Source organism: Desulfosarcina ovata subsp. ovata, from assembly GCF_009689005.1.
GTDB lineage: Bacteria > Desulfobacterota > Desulfobacteria > Desulfobacterales > Desulfosarcinaceae > Desulfosarcina > Desulfosarcina ovata.
In genome coordinates, this window is the sequence record NZ_AP021879.1 from 3,602,476 (window position 1) to 3,622,605 (window position 20,130).

The 20,130-nt window shown below is 52.3% G+C and carries 20 protein-coding genes; 17 read left to right on the top strand and 3 right to left on the bottom strand.

Features of this window, described 5'->3' with window-relative positions; genetic code table 11:
• Positions 1–434: 434 nt before the first annotated feature.
• The 14 genes from GN112_RS15955 to GN112_RS16020 all read left to right on the top strand — a co-directional run bounded on the left by GN112_RS15955 (position 435) and on the right by GN112_RS16020 (position 12,811).
• On the top strand, positions 435–1,316 hold the full coding sequence (locus GN112_RS15955; RefSeq protein ID WP_155308513.1) for a tyrosine-type recombinase/integrase: 882 nt from the start codon (positions 435–437) through the stop codon (positions 1,314–1,316).
• Positions 1,300–1,569, top strand: a complete 270-nt coding sequence (locus tag GN112_RS15960; protein WP_155311119.1) for a transposase zinc-binding domain-containing protein — start codon at positions 1,300–1,302, stop codon at positions 1,567–1,569. Before GN112_RS15955 ends, GN112_RS15960 begins: the two co-directional genes overlap by 17 nt.
• Before the next feature lie 73 nt (positions 1,570–1,642).
• Positions 1,643–3,547 carry an IS1634 family transposase gene (locus GN112_RS34400; protein WP_155309797.1) on the top strand — a complete coding sequence of 635 codons (1,905 nt, stop codon included), beginning with the start codon at positions 1,643–1,645 and terminating at the stop codon, positions 3,545–3,547.
• A gap of 31 nt (positions 3,548–3,578) precedes the next feature.
• Positions 3,579–4,670, top strand: a complete 1,092-nt coding sequence (locus tag GN112_RS15970; RefSeq protein WP_155311120.1) for an IS91 family transposase — start codon at positions 3,579–3,581, stop codon at positions 4,668–4,670.
• Positions 4,671–5,174: 504 nt separating this feature from the next.
• Positions 5,175–6,188, top strand: a complete 1,014-nt coding sequence (locus GN112_RS15975; RefSeq protein WP_155311121.1) for a transposase — start codon at positions 5,175–5,177, stop codon at positions 6,186–6,188.
• A 70-nt stretch (positions 6,189–6,258) separates the two neighbouring features.
• Positions 6,259–6,828: a hypothetical protein gene (locus tag GN112_RS15980; protein WP_155311122.1), complete on the top strand. Its 570-nt coding sequence runs from the start codon at positions 6,259–6,261 to the stop codon at positions 6,826–6,828.
• A gap of 173 nt (positions 6,829–7,001) precedes the next feature.
• Positions 7,002–7,910 (top strand): patatin-like phospholipase family protein, encoded by a 909-nt coding sequence (locus GN112_RS15985; RefSeq protein WP_155311123.1) that lies wholly within the window; start codon positions 7,002–7,004, stop codon positions 7,908–7,910.
• Positions 7,911–8,212: 302 nt separating this feature from the next.
• The gene (locus GN112_RS15990; protein ID WP_155311124.1) at positions 8,213–8,431 is read left to right on the top strand and encodes a GlsB/YeaQ/YmgE family stress response membrane protein; all 219 of its coding nucleotides are present in this window, start codon (positions 8,213–8,215) and stop codon (positions 8,429–8,431) included.
• A gap of 50 nt (positions 8,432–8,481) precedes the next feature.
• On the top strand, positions 8,482–9,225 hold the full coding sequence (locus GN112_RS15995; protein ID WP_155311125.1) for a glycerophosphodiester phosphodiesterase: 744 nt from the start codon (positions 8,482–8,484) through the stop codon (positions 9,223–9,225).
• Between the two features lie 4 nt (positions 9,226–9,229).
• Positions 9,230–10,306, top strand: coding sequence for a DUF1786 family protein (locus GN112_RS16000; RefSeq protein ID WP_155311126.1), 1,077 nt, complete (start codon positions 9,230–9,232; stop codon positions 10,304–10,306).
• A 48-nt stretch (positions 10,307–10,354) separates the two neighbouring features.
• Complete coding sequence (locus GN112_RS16005) at positions 10,355–10,792, top strand: hotdog fold thioesterase (protein ID WP_231717038.1); 438 nt, start codon at positions 10,355–10,357, stop codon at positions 10,790–10,792.
• Positions 10,793–10,875: 83 nt separating this feature from the next.
• Complete coding sequence (locus GN112_RS34870) at positions 10,876–11,274, top strand: thioesterase family protein (RefSeq protein ID WP_269434919.1); 399 nt, start codon at positions 10,876–10,878, stop codon at positions 11,272–11,274.
• Between the two features lie 87 nt (positions 11,275–11,361).
• Positions 11,362–12,360: a transposase gene (locus GN112_RS16015; RefSeq protein WP_155309800.1), complete on the top strand. Its 999-nt coding sequence runs from the start codon at positions 11,362–11,364 to the stop codon at positions 12,358–12,360.
• A gap of 166 nt (positions 12,361–12,526) precedes the next feature.
• Positions 12,527–12,811, top strand: coding sequence for an acyl-CoA thioesterase (locus GN112_RS16020; protein WP_155311127.1), 285 nt, complete (start codon positions 12,527–12,529; stop codon positions 12,809–12,811).
• Between the two features lie 101 nt (positions 12,812–12,912).
• Here the strand turns inward: GN112_RS16020 and ssb are convergent, their stop codons facing one another.
• Complete coding sequence (gene ssb, locus GN112_RS16025; RefSeq protein ID WP_155311128.1) at positions 12,913–13,443, bottom strand: single-stranded DNA-binding protein; 531 nt, start codon at positions 13,441–13,443, stop codon at positions 12,913–12,915.
• 230 nt (positions 13,444–13,673) lie between these two features.
• On the opposite strand from ssb, the gene GN112_RS16030 reads away from it, so the two are divergent.
• Positions 13,674–14,132 carry a hypothetical protein gene (locus GN112_RS16030; RefSeq protein WP_155311129.1) on the top strand — a complete coding sequence of 153 codons (459 nt, stop codon included), beginning with the start codon at positions 13,674–13,676 and terminating at the stop codon, positions 14,130–14,132.
• A gap of 248 nt (positions 14,133–14,380) precedes the next feature.
• On the opposite strand, the gene GN112_RS16035 is transcribed toward GN112_RS16030, so the two are convergent.
• Positions 14,381–15,454, bottom strand: coding sequence for a DUF362 domain-containing protein (locus GN112_RS16035; protein WP_162458961.1), 1,074 nt, complete (start codon positions 15,452–15,454; stop codon positions 14,381–14,383).
• A 377-nt stretch (positions 15,455–15,831) separates the two neighbouring features.
• Here GN112_RS16035 and GN112_RS16040 point away from each other — a divergent pair, with 377 nt between their 5' ends.
• Positions 15,832–17,031, top strand: a complete 1,200-nt coding sequence (locus GN112_RS16040; protein WP_155311131.1) for a THUMP domain-containing class I SAM-dependent RNA methyltransferase — start codon at positions 15,832–15,834, stop codon at positions 17,029–17,031.
• A 59-nt stretch (positions 17,032–17,090) separates the two neighbouring features.
• Here GN112_RS16040 and GN112_RS16045 read toward each other — a convergent pair whose 3' ends face one another.
• Positions 17,091–18,782, bottom strand: a complete 1,692-nt coding sequence (locus tag GN112_RS16045; RefSeq protein ID WP_155311132.1) for a glutamine--tRNA ligase/YqeY domain fusion protein — start codon at positions 18,780–18,782, stop codon at positions 17,091–17,093.
• A gap of 253 nt (positions 18,783–19,035) precedes the next feature.
• On the opposite strand from GN112_RS16045, the gene rlmN reads away from it, so the two are divergent.
• Positions 19,036–20,082: a 23S rRNA (adenine(2503)-C(2))-methyltransferase RlmN gene (rlmN, locus tag GN112_RS16050; protein ID WP_155311133.1), complete on the top strand. Its 1,047-nt coding sequence runs from the start codon at positions 19,036–19,038 to the stop codon at positions 20,080–20,082.
• Positions 20,083–20,130: the final 48 nt, after the last annotated feature.

The following is a 20,130-nucleotide window of genomic DNA, read 5'->3' on the forward strand; positions in this document are numbered from 1 at the left end:
CTGCCGCAGCAGGGCGGCTTCCTCCCCAGGCACCGTTGCCGGATACCCAGTTGCCATGTCGCTACACCCTTCGCCTCCATCGGGCTGGGTCTAAGACTTGCCAAGCGATCCAACAGACTGATATGCTTGGCTCACTTTTAAGATGTGTGCCGTGCCCGGCACACAACCAACCACTTAACCCGACCGCCAACAGCGGCGCTTTTTTTGAAACGCTCTCTTCCGCATAAATGTTGTCGTTTGCGGAAGGCTTTTTCCCGCATTGTTGGCGGCCGGTTAGTTCAGCGTTGGACTAAGCCGCTACGCGGCAGCTAACCCACCAGAATTTCTGTAATTCTTTCCTCATTTCCGGTTTTTCTCCGATTTTATTATAATTCCCTCCATCGGTATAACTCCGAAAATCTCATATTTATCTCATTAATCAAAGGAGGGAACTCATGTCTGAACTACGTCAAAAGATGATCCGGGCAATGGAACTTAAGGATTTCTCACCGAGGACTCAGCAATCCTATTTGTCTGCTGTTGAAGGCCTATCAAAATTTCATCGGAAGTCACCGGATCGTCTAACGCAAACAGAAATCGAAGACTACGTGCTTCACCTTAAAGATGAAGGGAAGAGCGCAAGCACACGCAATGTTATCATTTCCGGGATGAAGTTTTTCTACCAGCATACACTGATAAACAGCGAAATCGCATTGAATATGCCAAGTCGTCGTAAACCAAAAATCCTACCTGAAGTTCTCAGTAGAGAGCAGGTTCGCATGATCATCGATACTCCGGCGGATCTTAAGCATCGGCTGATATTGATGACGGCTTATTCTGGAGGGCTTCGAGTCAGTGAAGTGGCAGCACTGAAAGTCAAAAGCATCGACAGTGCACGGATGGTGATCCGGGTCTATCAGGGCAAAGGCATGAAAGACCGCGATACGCTGCTTTCTAAAAAACTGCTGGAGGAACTACGGGGCTATTGGAAGGTCTATCGCCCGACAGATTGGCTGTTTTACGGTAAACGTCGCGACACTCCCATGAGCATCACATCGATTCAGAGAATGTACCGCCGTGCCAAGAGCGACGCCGGCATCACCAAGGGCAAGGGCATTCATTGCCTTCGCCATTGCTTTGCCACTCATCTGCTGGAAGCCGGCTATGATGTGCGCAAAATACAGCTTCTCATGGGGCATCGCTCGTTGTCCACCACCATGGTCTATCTTCACGTTTCCAGAAACGGGTTGGCCAAGGTCCAGAGCCCGCTGGATTTCATCGAAGAGCCGGAACAACAGGCGCCGCCGTGGGAGGATGACGATGAATCCAATCAATAATTATCCTCAACCAGCAAACCGACAGGTGGAAGTGGCGGATATTTTGCGCTGCCACATCGGTGACTATCTCAAAAGATACAATATGCCGCCGGAGCATTACAGGGTCGTATACGACATTTTAAATTGCCGGACCGCTTACCTTGGCGGGCACGTTGAAATGTGCGATCAATGCGGAGCCGAACGCATCCTTTACCCATCTTTGTCACTTTTTTCCGGAAAATTGCTGAAGAACCGCGTTTTTTACTACATATGAAATTATTTTATTAATAATTTCAATATGTTGAAATTTTGCCGGCCAAAGTAGTGCCATAAAATTCACCGAAGTATTGACAATCGGTGTTTTTTCTGTAATTCAAGATGGCATGTATATCCGACGAACAACAATTAAGAGCAAAAAAGATGGCGAAACATATTTCACTCATCGCCTTGTTGAATCAGTTAGAGTTGGAAATAAGGTGAAGCAGCGCACTATTATAAATCTCGGTAAAAATTTTCCTTTTCCACGAGAACAATGGCCAGATATTGCTTGTCGTGTTGAGGGAATTATTAATGGTCAATCAAGTTTGTTTAAATTGCCGGAAAAAATTGAGCAAGCCGCACAGCATTATGCTGCACAAATCATACAAACCCGGTCGAGTCAAAACAACAATACAGACAAAAACGATAGTATAGATGCCCCCGATTACCGTTTGATTGATATCGATAGTCTTGAACTTATAAGACCGCGTAGCGTTAGTATTGAACATGTATCACATGAAACATTTCTCAAATTACAATTGGATAAAATATTTGAAGGTCTTGGATATAATAATCATCAAATAGCAGCTGCAATCGGAAGTATAGTTGGTCGAATGGCGGTTCCCGGCAGTGAGTTATCAACGCATTACTGGCTGCAAAATCGAAGCGGTTTAGGCGAATTAATCGGCTATGACTATGAAAGTATGTCGCTAAAACGAATCTATGAAATATCTGACCGTATTTACAAAGACAAAGAAGCGATTGAAAGGCATTTATACAACCGAGAACGTTTTTTGTTTGGTTTTGAAGAAATAATTACACTTTATGATTTGACAAACACATTTTTTGAGGGAAGCTGTAAGTATAATGAACTTGGCAAGCATGGAAAATCAAAAGAAAAACGCTCAGACTGTCCCTTGGTAACTTTGGCTTTAGTTTTGGACAGTAGCGGCTTTCCAAGAAGAAGTAAAATATTTTCCGGAAACGTTAGTGAGCCATCAACACTGGAAGAAATGATTTCAAGCTTGAATAAACCATCAGAAAGTTCATTAGAAGACGATAAGCAGATGAGTGTTTTTGATAAAAAGAAACCAGTTGTCGTAATGGATGCCGGGATAGCAACAAACGATAATGTACAATGGTTGCAGGCGAATCATTACCGATACCTTGTTGTCAGCAGGAAAAGATATAGAGAATTTGATCATGATAAAGCTGTTGAAGTAAAAAGAGATAAGGATTACATTGTTAAAGCGTACAAAAAATATGTCAAGGAAACAGAAGAGACTGAAATTTATTGTCATTCAAGTGAGCGAGAAAAAAAGGATCAGAGCATTCAAAATCGATTTTCAGAAAGATTTGAAGCAGACTTAAAATCATTGAACGATGGTTTAAATCAAAAAGGTCGGCTAAAGATTTATGAGAAGGTTGTTGAAAAAGTAGGACGGCTGAAACAAAAATATACCAAAGCTGCTAAAAATTATGAGATTACCATCCATAAAGATAAAGGATCAAAGAAGGCGACAAAGATTACCTGGAAGATAAAAAAAAATTCTGACTCTTCAGATTCAAATCCAGGCGTTTATTGTTTGAGAACAAACTTGAACGATCTGGATGAAACTATTCTTTGGCGTACATATACGATGTTGACTGATCTTGAAGCTGTATTTCGAAGTTTAAAATCGGAGTTGGGTTTACGGCCGGTGTTTCATCAAATAACGAGGAGAGTAAAAGGACATCTCTTTATCACATTATTAGCTTATCACCACGTTCATACAATCAGGTTTAGACTTAAAGAAAATGGGATTCATACAAGTTGGTCCGATTTGAGAAAAGAATTAGACGGCCAAAATCGAACAACAGCAGTAATGAGAAGTAAAAATGGCGAGACAATACATGTTAGAAAAAGCACAAAAGCAGAGTCTCGTCAACTAAAAATTTATGATGCACTGGGTGTGCCTCATAGTCCAGGAAAAGTGGTAAAATATGAGGTATAAAAAATAAGTAGTGCCATAAACGCCTTAGCGTATGACTCAACTATTAGAAATTACAGTAAATATTAAATTCAAGCGGAAAAGATGGGTTTACAACTCGTGCCGCAACCGGCATTGCCCGAAATGCCAGACCATCACCAAGCAACGCTGGTTGTCCGCCCGGCAGGCTGAACTTTTGCCGGTTAGCTATTTTCACAATGTCTTTACCCTTCCCCATGAATTGAATCCTTTGATTTTGTGCAACAAACCACTCATGCTGGGATTCCTGTTTCAGGCCGCGAGCCAGACGTTACTCGATTTCGGCAAAAATCCGAAGAACGAACTCGGTGGCCAGTTGGGGATCATCGCTATTTTGCACACCTGGACACAAACATTGATGGATCACTTTCACCTTCACTGCCTGGTGCCTGGCGGCGTGATCGCCGACAATGGAAAGGAATGGATCGGCAGCAAAGGGGAGTTCCTCTTTCCGGTAAAAGCGCTTTCGAAAGTTTTCCGGGGAAAATTCATATCGTATCTGGAAGATGCATATAGCAAGAACCAGTTGTGCTTTCCCGGCAATACCCGTGCGTTAGGGACCCGCCAAGGGTTCCGGCGCTTGATCAAACAGCTGTGGTCGAAAAACTGGGTGGTCTATACCAAGCCGCCCATTGAGCGCCCGGAATGGGTGCTCGATTACCTTGGGCGCTATACGCATCGCATTGCCATATCGAATCATCGCATCACTGATTTTTCTGACGGCCGTGTGACGTTCACGATCAAAAACAGAAAACGCAAGACGACTGAAACGGTCACCCTCGATGCGGTCGAATTCATTCGGCGATTCTTGTTGCATGTACTGCCCAAGCGGTTCGTGCGCATCCGGCATTATGGCTTTTTGGCGAACCGTGGCAAGAAAAAGAACATTGGCCTGTGCCGTTTGTTGATGAACTTGTCCCCCGATATTCCCGAGGTGCGGGATCAGTCCGTCCAGGCAATCATGATGGCACAGGCCGGTATCGACATATTGAGGTGCCCAAGCTGCAAACAAGGAACGATGAGAAAGATATACGAAATCCCGGAAGGGTCCGGAAACAGTTCATTCCATATTTTGAGGCCGGTGTCGGTAAGCGATAAGGATCCTTAGCAAATCGATCCACGAGCTTGTTTTCCAGGGATAGCTTGAGCGTGCATTTCCAAGGCGCTGAAAGTGATGGGATCGGTTTGCCCTCAGGTCATGAAACGATCGAAATCGGCATTCCCATAAATTGTGAGTGATGCCGAAAAGGCTTGGTTACCCGGTGTTTTCACCCATTCAACAATCACGATCACCCCCAGGATTCTGATTCTGCCCTTGCACCAGAACCAGCGAGCCAGTCCTCTGTTTACAATCCCCATATTAAATGGTAGTCACTTCAAGAATGTGTTCCAAATTGCCTTAGTCCAACCAGTTTTATCCATCATCCCGCATCGCGCTAAAAGACCTTCGACATTGATTCAGCACCGTTATCTGTTGGGGGTACGTCGTTTCAATGGTTGGCGGGCATTAGGGCGGGCATTAGGGACGTTCGTCGGGCGGGCATTAGGGGCATTAGGGACGTTCGTCGGATTTCCGGTTTACAATTTTAGATCTGTCTGCTAAACGGTTACTATGCCACGGAAAGCCCGCATAGACGCCCCCGGAGCGCTGCAGCACATCATTTTAAGGGGAATCAATCGCAGAAAGATCTTTTTCGACGATTTTGACCGGGATCATTTTTTGGATCGGCTTGGAGGTATCCTGGCCGATAGCAAAACACCATGTTATGCGTGGGCATTGATGACAAATCACACCCACCTGTTATTGAGGACTGGAACCGTTCCCATCGCCACGGTGATGCGCAGGCTGTTGACCGGTTACGCGGTGAGTTTTAACCGGCGACATCGGCGATCTGGACACTTGTTTCAGAATCGCTACAAGTCGATTTTGTGCGAGGAAGATCCCTACCTATTGGAACTGGTGCGCTATATTCACCTCAATCCTTTGCGGGCCGGCATTGTCGATGAAATAAAGGCGTTGAATATCTACCCTTACTGTGGTCATAGCATAATAATGGGCAACGTCATCCATGGATTTCATAATATCGATTACGTATTGAATCTTTTTGGCGAAAAGATTGCGCAGGCCAGAAGACACTATCTTGAATTCGTAAAAAAGGGGATCTCGCAAGGCCGCCGACCCGATTTAACAGGAGGCGGATTGGTGCGAAGCGCCGGAGGATGGGCCGCATTAAGAACAATACGTAAAGGCGAAAGCCGGATGAAGGGGGATGAGCGCATCCTAGGTCAGGGAGATTTCGTCGATAGCGTATTGCAAGCCGCCCAGGAGAATTTGGACCGTAAATATATGCTCCGGTCGCGAGGATACGATTTTCAATGGTTGGTAGAGCGGGTGACCGGCTTGTTCGGCCTCACGTCAAAGGAGCTGTTGACTGGTGGAAAACAACGCAAAACGGTAATGGCGCGCAGCGTGTTGTGCTATTGGGCGACGCGGGAACTTGGGATGAGCGCGGTGGCGATATCAAAACGACTGAACATCGCTGCCTCGACGGCCAGCGAGTCCGCGGCGAGGGGCCTGCGGATTGTCGAAGAGCAAGGGTTTAAACTTTCAGATGAGGTTATCTGATAATCCGTAAAACCGAGGAGCGTCCCCAATGTTCCACAATGTTCCACGATTGTGTGTAAAGGAGACGTGCATGAAAACAGTAAGATTTATCGTAATTTTAATGGGGTTGTTTGCCTTCCTGCTTATCGGCTGCGCCCACAATATCACCCCTCGGCTGCATAGCGTTTTTGAAACAGAGTATCTGAACAGCCAAACAAGCGTCAAACCCATCGACCTGCAGACAACAGGCCGTTGCCCGGGCGTACGGACCCTGCGTGTAGTAAACAAGGAATCAAGAACCGACATTTACACGGTCTACAGCGTTGCTGGAACAAGCTACACGATCGTTCCAACCGAGTACGTTAACCTCGTAGCGCGGTACATAGAAGACAAGCTTCACGAGAGCAACGTTCCGGTGGATAAAAAAAACGGCAAGGAAATCTACGTATGGATGGAAGAAGTCCATGCAGATGGCACTTGGTCTTTCGGATGCAATGTCAAGTTGAAAATCGCTATCCCGGAGATCGACTACACACACGTTTACAGCGGCTATGAGGGGAGCGGAATAATTATGAATGCCATAGGCTATGCTACCAACCTCGCGATAGTCGAATTTATCAAAGACCCCGTTGTCGAAAAGTATATACAGTGTTCGGATTAGGTTGCCGGAAATAAATAATTCCCCCAGATCGCGCCGGATTTGGGGTCGTCTACAAGACGCCGGCACCGGTGCATATCGGGGATGATCTCACCCCGCTGATGGAGTTTTGTAAGTATCAATCTTCCGTCCCCTTTCACGTTATAGTATTTAAATACAGGGCACTCCGAGACATTATGGCAACAACAAATGAGAAAACCGTATCTTTGGTTCTTGGGAGCGGGGGTGCGCGAGGTCTGGCCCATATTGGCGTAATTCACTGGCTTGAAGAAAATCAATTCCAAATACAATCAATCGCCGGAGCCTCAATTGGTGCAGTAATAGGGGGTATATATGCAGCCGGAAAACTTGGTGAATATGAGCAGTGGGTGTGTTCGATAACGAAAGTCGACATCGTCAAATTGCTGGATCTCTCGTGGGAAAAAAGCGGACTGGTCAAAGGTGACAAACTCATCAACACACTAATCAATCTTGTGGGTAGGCAATTAATCGAAGATCTTCCCATTTCATATACTGCAATTTCTACTGATTTAAAGGGCCAAAAGGAAATTTGGATAAAGTCGGGTAGTCTTTTTGATGCTATGAGGGCGTCTTTCGCAATACCTCTTCTCTTCACTCCATTTAAGTACAAAGGAATCGATCTTGTTGATGGAGGAATATTAAATCCCGTTCCTATTGCGCCGACGTTTGGTGATAGGACGGACATGACCATTGCTGTCCATCTGGGCGGCCCCGCAGAGAGTATAGAAAAGCTGAGTGCCATAACTTGTGCTCCAACACTCCCGTCCTCCTCGTTTCGTGAAAAGATCAATCATTTCATTAGCCACCTCGAAGGATCCGTGACAAACAGGAGTTCTCGAGACTGGGGGGTATACGATATCGCCATTCAGGCGTTTGAGGCTATGCAGAACACCATAGCACGCCAGAAGCTTGCTGCTTATCCACCAGACATTGTCATAGAAATCGCCAGGAATGCATGCCGTACATTAGAATTTGATAGGGCCTCCGAGATGATTGAACTGGGATACAGAAAGGCGGAAGAGTGCATACCTCAAGCTGTGTCAGTCACCAAGGTGGAACACTGAGTGCTACAGAATTGGAAACTAAGGTTGCCGAACCTGACACTGCAAAGTACGCCGAACATCCGGCACCTGTGAGTTTGCTGTTCGCCAGAGAAGCATCCGCATGAAAATCCTGATTGTAACGATTGGTATCAGTGTTTAAGATAATGTTTTTGGCAAGGCCAGAGGGAGGAAACTGTATAAACCATACCGCGACGACCGATAACGTAGCCCAAAAACATTATCTTGAATGCTATACAAGGGGAAGATCATCCTTCATAACTCAATGGGTGAATGACAAGTAATTTCGTAATCCGTGAAGAGCAATGGATAAAAGCTTAAAGCAATTGCAATTAATCTCAATCTTGATACATTGGATGCCAAATGCTATCTTGATCGGCATAGCAGGTGCTTTTGTGGGTGGTTTTATCGGATCACTTCTTGGGCTTGGAACAGTTACCGGATTTAATATAGGAAGTTTCTTGCTGGCTATCGGTGGCGCTCTCCTCCTTTTGGTTCTGTACCGTGTGATAAAGAAGAAATAGCTCCCTTTTTAACGGGAAAAGGACTTCCTCCTTCTGGGCTTTCCAAACAGATGAATATCGATCACTTGCCAACGCCTTTGTATATCGCCCACCGGGGGCTTCGCGCCCGTTTTCCCGAGAACACCCTGCCCGCTTTTATGGGGGCCGGTGATGCCGGCGCCCAGATGATCGAGTTGGATGTCACCCTCTCCCGGGACCGCCGGTTGGTGGTGATCCATGACGATACAGTGGACCGTACCACCAATGGCCGCGGGGCGGTCAGCACGTTGACCCTGGCCGAGCTTTCGCAGCTGGATGCGGGCAGCTGGTTCGACCCGCGTTTCCGTTATGCACGGTTGCCCACCCTGGCCCAGGTACTGGAGGCGGTTCGTGGCCGGCTGCTGGTGAATATCGAGATCAAACCGGAGGCCTTTGAACCGGATGGCCCCGACAATGCGGTGGAGCGCCAGGTGCTCGATCTGGCGCATCGCGAGCAGATGTGCGATGCGGTTCTGATTTCCAGTTTCGAGTGGCGGATGCTGGAAAATATCCGTAAGCGAGACGACCGGATCGCCCTGGGACTGCTTTCGGAACGGTCTGCCGACGACCGCTTGCGCGACTGGTACGGGCGCCTCCAGGCCTTTTCGTGGCATCCGGACTACCGGGTGCTGACCCGGCCACAGGTGGAAGAATTCCACCGGCTGGGCGCGCGGGTGTTTCCCTATGCCGTGGACGGAGCGATCGATACCCTCGGCATGCTGGCGATGGGGGTGGACGGGCTGATTGTTGACGATCCCAAACAGATGAAGGAGTAACTTTATGGGACGCTATCTCATGCTGGACATCGGTGCCGGCACCCTTGACATTTTATACTACGATACGGATCAGGATCTGCATTACAAAGCCGTGGTTCGCTCACCGGTGCGGGTGCTGGCCGATGCCGTCCGAAGGACCACCGGCGATCTACTGGTGACCGGTGGTGAGATGGGGGGCGGGCCGGTTTCCCAGGCCCTGATCGACCGTGCGGCAACCGCAGCGGTGGTGATGTCGGAACCCGCCGCGGCAACCATCCATCATGACCGCGACCGGGTCAGCGCCCACGGTATCCGGGTGGTTGCGGCCAGCGAGGCCGACCGGTTGAAAACTGACACCCGCTTCGCCCAGGTGCGCACGGCCGATATCCAGCCGGGGCGGTTGCAGCAGATCGTGGAGGGCTTCGGGGTGCCTTTTGCCTTTGATGCCGTGGCCATCTGCGCCCAGGATCACGGTGCCGCGCCTGCCGGTGTGTCGCACCTCGACTTTCGCCACAACCTGTTTACTGCAGCCCTGGAAACGGATCCGGTTCCCCAGGCCTTACTTTACCGATCCGGCGACGTGCCGGAAACCATGAACCGGCTGTCCACCATTGCCCGTGACGCCGAGGGCCTGCCCGCCGAACGGGTCTATGTGATGGATTCGGGCATGGCGGCCATTCTGGGAGCTTCCAAGGACCGGCAGGCCGATGGCAAAACGCGTATTCTGGTGCTCGATATCGCCACTTCGCATACGGTGGGAGCGGCCATGGAGGCGGGTGTGCTGTGCGGATTTTTTGAATACCACACCAAGGATGTCTCTGCCGCGCTGCTGGACCGGCTTCTCCGGGCGCTTCCCGAGGGCCGGCTTTCCCATCGACAGATTCTCGATGAAGGCGGTCACGGTGCATACACCCGCCATGCCTTCGGTTACGATGCGGTCGAAATGATTCTGGCCACCGGGCCCCGGCGGCGGCTGATCGCTGACGCCCGCGTGCCGGTGACATGGGGGGCCCCGTGGGGTGACAACATGATGACCGGTACGGTGGGCCTGTTGGAAGCGGTACGCTTGCGGGAAGGACTTCCGCCGATCGACTACCTATGACCAGCCAAAAGCGTGGCAATTGAAAGGCAACGCTTTCCAGGAGAAGAAATGATGATGGATCCAACGCGGGCAGCGGCCATCGATGCCCACATCCAAAACGATGCGTTCATGCGTTTTCTTGGCGCTGAAGTGGCAATTGTTTCACCGGGGCACAGTCGGGTTTCGCTGACGGTCACCGAACAGATGACCAACTTTCACGGCATCACCCATGGCGGTGTCGTTTTTGCGTTGGGGGATTTGGCCTTTGCCGCGGCCAGCAACTCCCGGGGGCAGACCGCCGTGGCCCTCAATGTGAGCATTACCTTTCTCAACCCGTCCAAGGTGGGTGACCGTTTGGTGGCCGAGGCCAGGGAATGCCACAGGGGCGGTCGAACCGGGCTTTACGAAATTACGGTGATGGACGCGACAAGCGATACACTCATCGCCCGCAGCCAGGATCTGGTTTACCGCAAGAAGGAGTGGTTTGTTGCCCCGGAGCCGGAGTAAGGCGATTTCTGTCAAAGAATATACCCGCCTGCTTGTCTTTTCATCCGTCTTCTGCGTTGGGCTTTTCCACACATAGCCCCACTATGCGTAAAAAAACCCGCCTTGAATACGACGGAAAAATTCAAGAAAGGGGGGTTAATGGATTGACATCCCTTCATGCAGGAAATACGTGGAAGTGTGCCACCTGCCCCAACATGCCGGAGAATATCCGCAGCATGGGCTTACTCGCTGACCGGCCACGACATGAAAAGCGCGATGACTTCAAAAGCGGAGAAATAATGCACAACACTGAGATCAGGATAAGAGGGTATCATCTGGATTTGTTCGGACATGTCAACAACGCCCGTTATCTGGAGTTTCTGGAAGAAGCCCGTTGGGCGATTTTTGACGACAAACTGAACCTTGAAGATCTGGCCAGGGGTGGGTTTGCGTTTACCGTGGTTTCACTACCGTACACTTTTAAAAAACTTATAACTATATGATATAGTAGAATATAATAATTCTGGACATTCCACCAGTCATTTTATATATTAGGCTTCCACGATTATCTCTTATAATATGGAGGCCTTATGAATGACTGCAAATCGATTTATAGAAAAGTCAACGATTTTGTCAAACTTTTCTACCCGGTGGAACTCAAAGGAAATCTCCTGAGAAACATGAACACGCTGGCAACAATGATCACGGGCATCATTATCGGCAAAGAAACCCAGTTACCAAAGATCGCACTCAATGTACCCGAAAATATTAAAGTGCCCAGCACCGAAAAACGCATCAAGCGCCTGCTCATCAACGAAAAGGTTACCGAGCAAACCTACTTTCTACCCTTCATACAAAACGTATTGGCCCACCTTGGTCTTGAAGAAATCGTCCTGGCCATTGACGGCAGTCTGGTTGGACGCGGGTGTATTTGTTTGATGATCAGTTTGATTTACAATGGCCGCGCGTTGCCACTAGCCTTCAAAATCGTTGAGGGTAAAAAAGGCCATCTGCCTGAAGACATGCATGTTGAGGTGGTAAAGAAACTGCATCCATTGATCCCCGAATCCACTCGTCAGGTAATCTTTCTGGGAGATGGTGAGTTTGACGGCACAACGCTTCAGCAAACACTGGCCAAGTTTGGGTGGAAATATGTTTGCCGCACGGCATATAATATTACCATCTACGCCGATAATGAATCTTTTCAGATCGACATCCTTGCCACTATACTGCCCAAGGGCCATTGCAAAGGGATGAAAAACTGCCAGTTCACCAACAAAAAATATGGCCCGGTAACTGCGGTGGCCTGGTGGGGGAGCGATCACAATGAGCCCATATTCCTGGTAACCAATTTTAAATCGGCTGAAAAAGCATGCGACTACTATGCGAAGCGCTTTACGATTGAAACGTTTTTCAGTGATCAAAAAAGCCGAGGGTTCAATATCGCCAAGAGCCATCTTTCTTGTCCCAAGCGGTTAACCCGACTGATGATGGCCAGTTGCCTAGCATACTTATGGGTCATTTTTTTTTGGGATTCTCGCTTTTTCGACTGGCTTGTACAAACAGATCCATCGTTCGGATCGATGTGACCTCAGCCTGTTTCAGCTTGGCCTCAGGATGATAACCTATCTCGCGGTGCGAGGTTTGCCGTTCTCACTTCATAACGGACCAATACCTGATGACTTGCAGACATTTCACCAGAGGGATAAACGAGACCTGCAAAATTTTTCTCATTAGATCAAGGTGTTGTAAAATGTGTACGGTAGTGAAACCGTGGTCAACATTAACATCAACTATCGACACCCCGCTTTTCTGCATGACACCCTTTGCATCGAATCCCGTCTTTCGAAAGTGGGCAGCCGGTCAGCGGTGATCCGCCAAACCGTCATAAATAAAAAAAGCGCCGTACCGATTGCCGATGCGGATGTTACGTTTGTCATGCTGGACGCGAAATCGCAAAAAGCGGCCCTGTTGGAAGGCAGATTGAAGGAGACCCTCCTCCAGACGATTGGCCCTGAATCTTCTTTGGAGACGGGGTGATTTGCAATTCCCAGCCAGAACTTGACTGGCTGGGAAAGGGTAACAACGGTGCATATACAAACATATGCACCGTTGGTAACAAAGAGAATGTCAGGAGTCCTTCAGAACGGGATATCGTCTTCCTGGTCGTTGGGATAGGGCGGTTGGGGATATCCCTGGTCCGGGTAACCGCCGTTGTTGCCGGCGTTTGCGCCGCGACCGGCTCCAGCACCACCTCCGGGACCGGCACCGGCCCCGCCGCTGTACCCGCCACTGTATCCGCCCCTTGCACCACCACCACCGCCATCGCGGGTACCGAGCATCTGCATGGTGCCTCGCATATCCACCACGACTTCGGTGGTGTAGCGATCCTGGCCGTCCTGGCCCTGCCACTTGCGGGTCTGGAGTTTGCCTTCGATGTAGACCTGGCGGCCCTTGGAGAGGTACTCGCCGCAGATTTCGGCCAGCTTGCCGAACACCACAATGCGATGCCATTCGGTTTTCTCGCGCCGTTCGCCACTGTTTTTATCCGTCCACGTTTCCGAGGTGGCGATCGAAAAATTGGCCACCGCCCTGCCATCGGGGGTGTACCTGATTTCAGGATCCCGACCGAGGTTGCCGACCAGAATAACTTTATTGATGCCTCCTGCCATATTTTACCTTCCTTTTGCTGAGATCCAAAAGTGGGATGTACATTCAAAACAATGTCGTTTAAACTTACATTTAAAGCATGTTTTCTGAATTATCAGAACTGCGTTCTCACACAACGTTTTTTTCGGCGACTCAAGTCGTCGTCGCTGGGTAAATCTTTGCATCCATATCATTTCTCCGGCAATTTTAACAGCCTGACGGGAAGAAACCCATGAATTGAAGGGGAACGGGCATGTACCTAATCCGCATCCGTATGAACAGATCAAGCTTATGCACCCTATCAGGTACCCTCGCATCGATTGCCGTAATGCTGACAGCCGCTTCTGCCGTTATCGGCACACCGGAAGTTGCAGCCGGCTCAGAATCCGCGTCACCGCGAATCCTGCATATCATGAGCTACCACCAGGTTTGGGAATGGAACGAAGACCAGCTGAACGGCTTCAAACATGGGCTGAATCTGCCTGCAGCGCAGTCAACATATTTCAAATGGATTCCAAGCGAAACAACAGTGAAGCATGGATGCAAAGCATGGGAAAAAAAGGCCATGCAATTGATCGATACCTGGAAACCGGACCTGGTATACACCAATGACGACATCGCGCAGGCTTATGTGACCAGACATTACGTCAATCATTCACTCCCTTTCGTTTTTAGCGGAGTCAATGCGGCTCCGAATGAATACGGATTTTGAAGATCCATCCTCATCAAAAAGCCGTCGTGGCCAGCGGGTATGTGGAAACGGAGCGCGTAAAGCAGGCTCAGCAATTGGGTGTCGGGCAGTCTGTCAAAAAGCCCTACACGTTGGAAACCATAGCGATTGCAATCAAAAATGAACTGGCGAGAGATGGATAGTTCATTGCCGGCGGGTGGAGACCGCCGGTCCATTTTGGCTGTCGCCTGATGGCAAAGGCCAAATTTCCGGTTCTCGGATGTTTGGCGTCAAAACTTGCTGCGCAACCATTCGATGATGCTGCCGGCCAGCGGCTGTCTGGCCCGGATGGCGGCATGGGGACACACTTCCAGGCAGCAGTAGCAGCGGATGCAGGTGTCCGTGTTGAACGAAATGCCCCGGTCGGTATAGGAAATCGCCTCGGCCGGGCAGTATTTCCAGCACTCGCCGCACAGTTTGCAGATCTGGTTGTTCACCGTCGGCTGCTGGATGACGAACCGGCGCACGAAGCGGCCCAAGAAATCGGGCCCCATGGTCAGGGTGCCCAGTTCCGGAAACTGGAAGTCGTCCAGAATCGCCAGGTCGCCGTTGACGTGCACGCTGCCGTCGTAAAGTCCCATTTCCCTGGCATTGCGCTGGGTTTCCAGGGTTTCGGGATCCATGCCCACCTGCAGGCAGATGACATGATCCACGGCATGGGCATCCCTGCCGCCGAACAGCAAACCCAATTCCCGGGGGGTGCCGCTCTTGCCCGGGCCCTGTCCCTCCATGGCCAGAATGCCGTCCACGATGGTGTAGGCCGGTTTGACCGCCTCGTAGACGCTGACGATCAGGCGGCCGAACATGTGCCGGTCCACACCGGTGCGCATATGCCATTTGGGTTTTTCCAGGCCGACAATACAGCCGAACAGGTTTTTTACCCCCAGGGTGAGCATCATCTGAGCATGGGTTTTAAGCTTGGCCAGGTTGATCACCACATCGGCTTCCAGGGCGTCGCTGGCCACATCGATCGTTCCGAAAGGTTCGCCCACATCCACCAAAGTGGTCCGCTCGAAGGGGCCGATGGTCACTTCGAGGCCCTTGAGGCTCTCGGTGTAACCGCCTTTTTTGAGCAGTTTCGTGAAACTGCCGGTGGCCGGGCTGTCCGCGATTTGCACGCGGGCGCCTTGATCCAGGGCAAACTCGACAGCGGCGCGCAGGATTGATGGATGGGTGGTCACCGCCTTTTCCGGCGGCGCCGGCTGAAGAAAATTGGGCTTGATCAGCACCCGGCTGCCCGGCCTGATGGCCGGCGCTTCAGCCGAGGAGAGCATTTCGGCAACCGTCCCACGAATGGTTGCCATTTCGTAAGTTGCTTGCCGAATAAAGACAGTGGACATGCCAGGGGTGCTCTCCGGTTAGGATCGGGGATGAAATTAATTGGGCGCAATTGCGCCGGGCTTGTGTTCGTCTTCAAGGCGCATCAACGGTTGCATACTGGGAGTATGTGGGCGTTGATGCAACGCGGAAGACGGGCGCAAGAACAAGCAATTTTGTTCAATTAATAAAATTCCCGATCCTTACCCGTAAAACCGTTTGGGAGGAAACGGCCATTGCGCCAGTGGTTCCATTCAGGGTAAATCAACAAAGCGCAAGACGAATAGATCGGGGGGCGCTTTAAAAGCGCTATAGTATTGATGCCGTGCTTAATCAAGTCCTTTCCCTGTCCCGGGCTTTTACGATGAATGAGGAAAAAGAGACCATCCGCAGCCGTGCCCTTGAGAAACGGATTCGCCGTCATGTGGCCGGCAGAACCCGGGAATACTTTGCCGCTGTGCCACCCGGCTTTGAGGCGGGCTGCCGCCAGGAGCTGATCGATCTGGGGCTCGACCCGGCTGGCGTTACGGTCGAAGCGGGCGGGATCGGCTTCACCGGCCGTCTGATGGACTGCCTACGCGCCAACCTGTACCTGCGCACGGCCACGCGCGTGCTCATGCGCATTGGTGACTTCCGTGCCACCAACCGGCGCCGTTTGGAAAAGAAAAGCGCCGAGATCGCCTGGGAGCTTTTTCTGGAACCGGGGCCCCTGCCGGCAATCAAGGTGAGCAGCCACCGTTCCCGGCTCTACCACACCGCGGCCATCGCCCAGACCATTCGGTCGGGCATTGCCCGCCGGCTGAATGCAGCACCACCGTCGTCTCCGGGGACCGGCATCCCGCAGACCCTTTTCGCGCGCCTTGTGGAAGATCGTCTCACCCTCTCCCTGGACAGCAGCGGCGAGCCCCTTTACAAACGCGGTTTCAAGATGGGGGCGGCCCGGGCTCCCCTGCGGGAAACCCTGGCCGCGGCGATTCTCATGGCGGCCGGCTATGATCCATCGAACCCACTGGTGGATCCCATGTGCGGGTCCGGGTCCTTCTCCTTGGAGGCGGCCATGCAGGCCAAGCACATGGCCCCGGGGGTGAACCGGCCGTTTGCCTTCCAGGGCTGGCCGGCGTATAGCGAAAACCAGTGGGCATTTTTGAAACGGGAGGCAGAAGAACAGGTAGTGCACCTGGACCGGCCGCGAATTTTTGCATCGGATATCGATGCCGGAGCCTGCGCACGGCTATCCAAGACCATTGCCGGCAACGCCATGGACGATGCGGTCCGGGTCACCCCCAAAAATATCTTTGATTGCCGAGGGGATCAGTATGGTGAAGGGCCTGGCCTGGTGACGATCAACCCACCCTATGGCATCCGTATCGGATCGGCCACGCAGGCCGGCGAGCTGTTCATGGCGATCGGCCGGCACCTGGGGCGGCATTTCAAAGGCTGGCAGGTGGCCCTGATCGCACCCGAGCGCAAATTGGCCCATCAACTGCCGTTTGCGGCCAAACGCCTGCCGCTGCTGCACGGCGGGTTGAAACTGACGCTGGTGGTGGGAACCATCAACGCCTGAGGGATAGCGAAAACCAAAGGCGATTTCCCTGCGGGGATGCGCAGCCACCCCTTTTGGGTCTATTTTTTCTTCAGCTTGGCCCATTCGTCTCTCAGGGTCACCGTACGGTTGAAGACCAGGGCGCCAGGGGCCGAATCCTTGGCATCCACGCAGAAATAGCCCATGCGTTCGAACTGGCAGAAGTAACCCGGTCCCACATCGGCCAGGCAGGGCTCCAGTTTGCAACCCTTGAGCACCTCGAGGGCCTTGGGATTGATGAAATCCTTGTAGGTTTTGCCGTCCACCTTTTCATCCGGGTTGGCCTTGTCGAAGAGACGGTCGTACAGGCGGACCTCCGCATCCACCGCATGGGCGGCCGACACCCAGTGCAGGGTGGCCTTGACTTTGCGGCCGTCCGGGGCGTCGCCACCACGGGTGGCCGGATCGTAAGTGCAGCGCAGCTCGATCACTTCACCGGTGGTCGCATCCTTGATCACATCGGTGCAGGTGATGAAGAAAGCGTAGCGCAGGCGCACCTCCCGGCCCGGTGCCAGACGGAAGAATTTCTTGGGCGGGTTTTCCATGAAATCGTCGTGTTCGATGTAGATCTCCCGGGAGAAGGGCACCTTGCGGACCCCGGCATCGGGATCTTCGGGGTTGTTGACCGCGTCCAGCTCGTCGGTCTGGTCGGCAGGGTAGTTTTCGATGACCACTTTCAGCGGGTTCAGCACGCCCATCACCCGGGGGGCCCGCCGGTTGAGGTCCTCGCGGATGCTGAACTCCAAAAGGGCCACGTCCACCACGCTGTCCCGTTTGGCCAGGCCGATGCGGTCACAGAAGCCGCGGATCGACTCAGGCGTAAACCCCCGGCGCCGCAGGCCGCAGATGGTCGGCATGCGCGGATCGTCCCAGCCGTCAACGTGCCCTTCTTCGACCAGCTGGATCAGTTTGCGCTTGCTCAGCACCGAATAGTTCAGGTTCAAGCGGGCAAACTCGATCTGCTGGGGATGGCAGGGGGCATCCACGTTGTCCAGCACCCAGTCATACAGCGGGCGGTTGTTTTCGAACTCCAGGGTGCAAAGACTGTGGGTGATCCCTTCCAGGCTGTCCGACAGGCAGTGAGTAAAATCGTACATGGGGTAGATGCACCACGCGTCCCCGGTGCGGTGGTGATCGGTTTTGCGGATCCGGTACAGGGTCGGATCGCGCATGATCAGGTTGGGATGGGCCATGTCGATCTTGGCCCGCAGCACACGGGAACCGTCTTCGAATTCACCGGCGCGCATGCGCTGGAAAAGATCCCGGTTTTCGTCGATGCTGCGACCCCGCCAGGGGCTATCCGTGCCCGGCTGGGTCAGGGTGCCGCGGTTGGACCGGATCTCACCGGCACTCTGATCGTCCACATATGCCTTGCCGGCTTCGATCAGCTGGACGGCAAAGCCGTAAAGTTGTTCGAAATAGTCCGATGCGTAGTGAAGGCGGTCGTCCCAGTCAAACCCCAGCCAGCGCACATCATCCATGATAGCGTCCACATACTCCACGTCCTCTTTGGTGGGGTTGGTGTCGTCAAAACGCAGGTTGCAGGTGCCCCTGAAGGTTTCGGCCATCCCGAAATTGAGGCAGATCGACTTGGCGTGGCCGATGTGCAGGTAGCCGTTGGGTTCCGGCGGAAACCGGGTGGCCACCTTGCCATCGTTCTTATTGGCCGCAAGATCCGCCTCGATGATGGCCTTGATGAAATGGGTTCCCGGTGCAGCGTCATTTTCGGTCATCGTATTGTCCTCTGGCAAGCCTTAGCTTACCTGAAATGCTGAAATGGTTATCGCGTCAGGGCGTGCGTTGGCGATCATCGTCGCCAAGCGGCCCTGAATATGGCAAAAACCCAATGGGGTGTCAAACCGATATAATCAAAGGAAATGTCAAACAGCGGCCGGCGCTGTTGACATGCATGCATCGGCCACCAACTTATCGTTGATTTTTTGCGTTGTTGGGCTACGCTGTCAAGCACAAACAGGACCATTGCCAATGAAAATTTTAGAGCAGACCCACGACCAGTTTGCCGACGCGTTTCTGCGGCGCTACGGCAAGGGCACTCACTACAGCACGCCGGTCTACCGCCATGTGATGCAGACCGGCGGCACGGGGTTGGATCGCCTGCCAATTTTTTCCCAAATGCCTGAACTGGCCGGGCGCCTGCAGCGCGATCTGGTTCTGGATGCGGGACCGGTGGTGAATCAGGTCGAAGATCACGGGGTGATCAAATTCGTCACCCGCCTGGCCGATGGCCTGGAGATCGAGTCGGTGGTGATTCCCATGTTCAGGCGCTTTACCCTGTGCGTGTCCAGTCAGGTGGGCTGCCGCATGGGCTGCCGGTTCTGCCGGACCGGCAAGATGGGGTTGATGCGTCATCTGACCACGGCCGAGATCGTCGGCCAGGTCTTTGCCGCCCGCCACCGGTTGGGTGTCGACGTCCGGAATGTGGTGTTCATGGGGATGGGGGAGCCGCTGGACAACCTGGAAAGTGTTTTGCCGGCTATCCGGGTATTGGGCGACCAGCGCGGCCTGGACATCGCCCGGCGCCACATGACCGTATCCACCGCCGGCCTGATCGACGGTATCGACCGCCTGGCCCGCATCGACGGTGCACCGGTCAACCTGGCAATTTCACTCAACGCCCCGAATGATGCGATCCGTTCGCGCCTCATGCCCGTCAACCGGGCCATGCCCATGGCCGACCTGCAGGCGGCCCTGCGGCGCTATCCGCTTTCCCGAAAAGGCGCAATTTTCGTGGAGTACGTTCTTATCGAAGGAATCAACGATCAACAGGCCCATGCCCAGGCACTGGCCCGATACCTGGCACCGTTGAATGCCAAACTGAACCTGATTCCTTACAACCCGGCACCCGGGTCCGATCTGAAAGCCCCGTCGCCGTCAACCTACGAGCGGTTCCTCGGCTGGCTGGTGGCCGAACGGGTCTTTGTCCGGCGGCGTGGTGAAAAAGGGGGACGCATCATGGCGGCATGCGGCCAACTGGGTGGCAGGGAATGTTGCGCTTCCGGAACGTGTCTGTGAAATATTTTTCATACTTCTTATGCTTTTAGGAATTTTACTTCATCATTA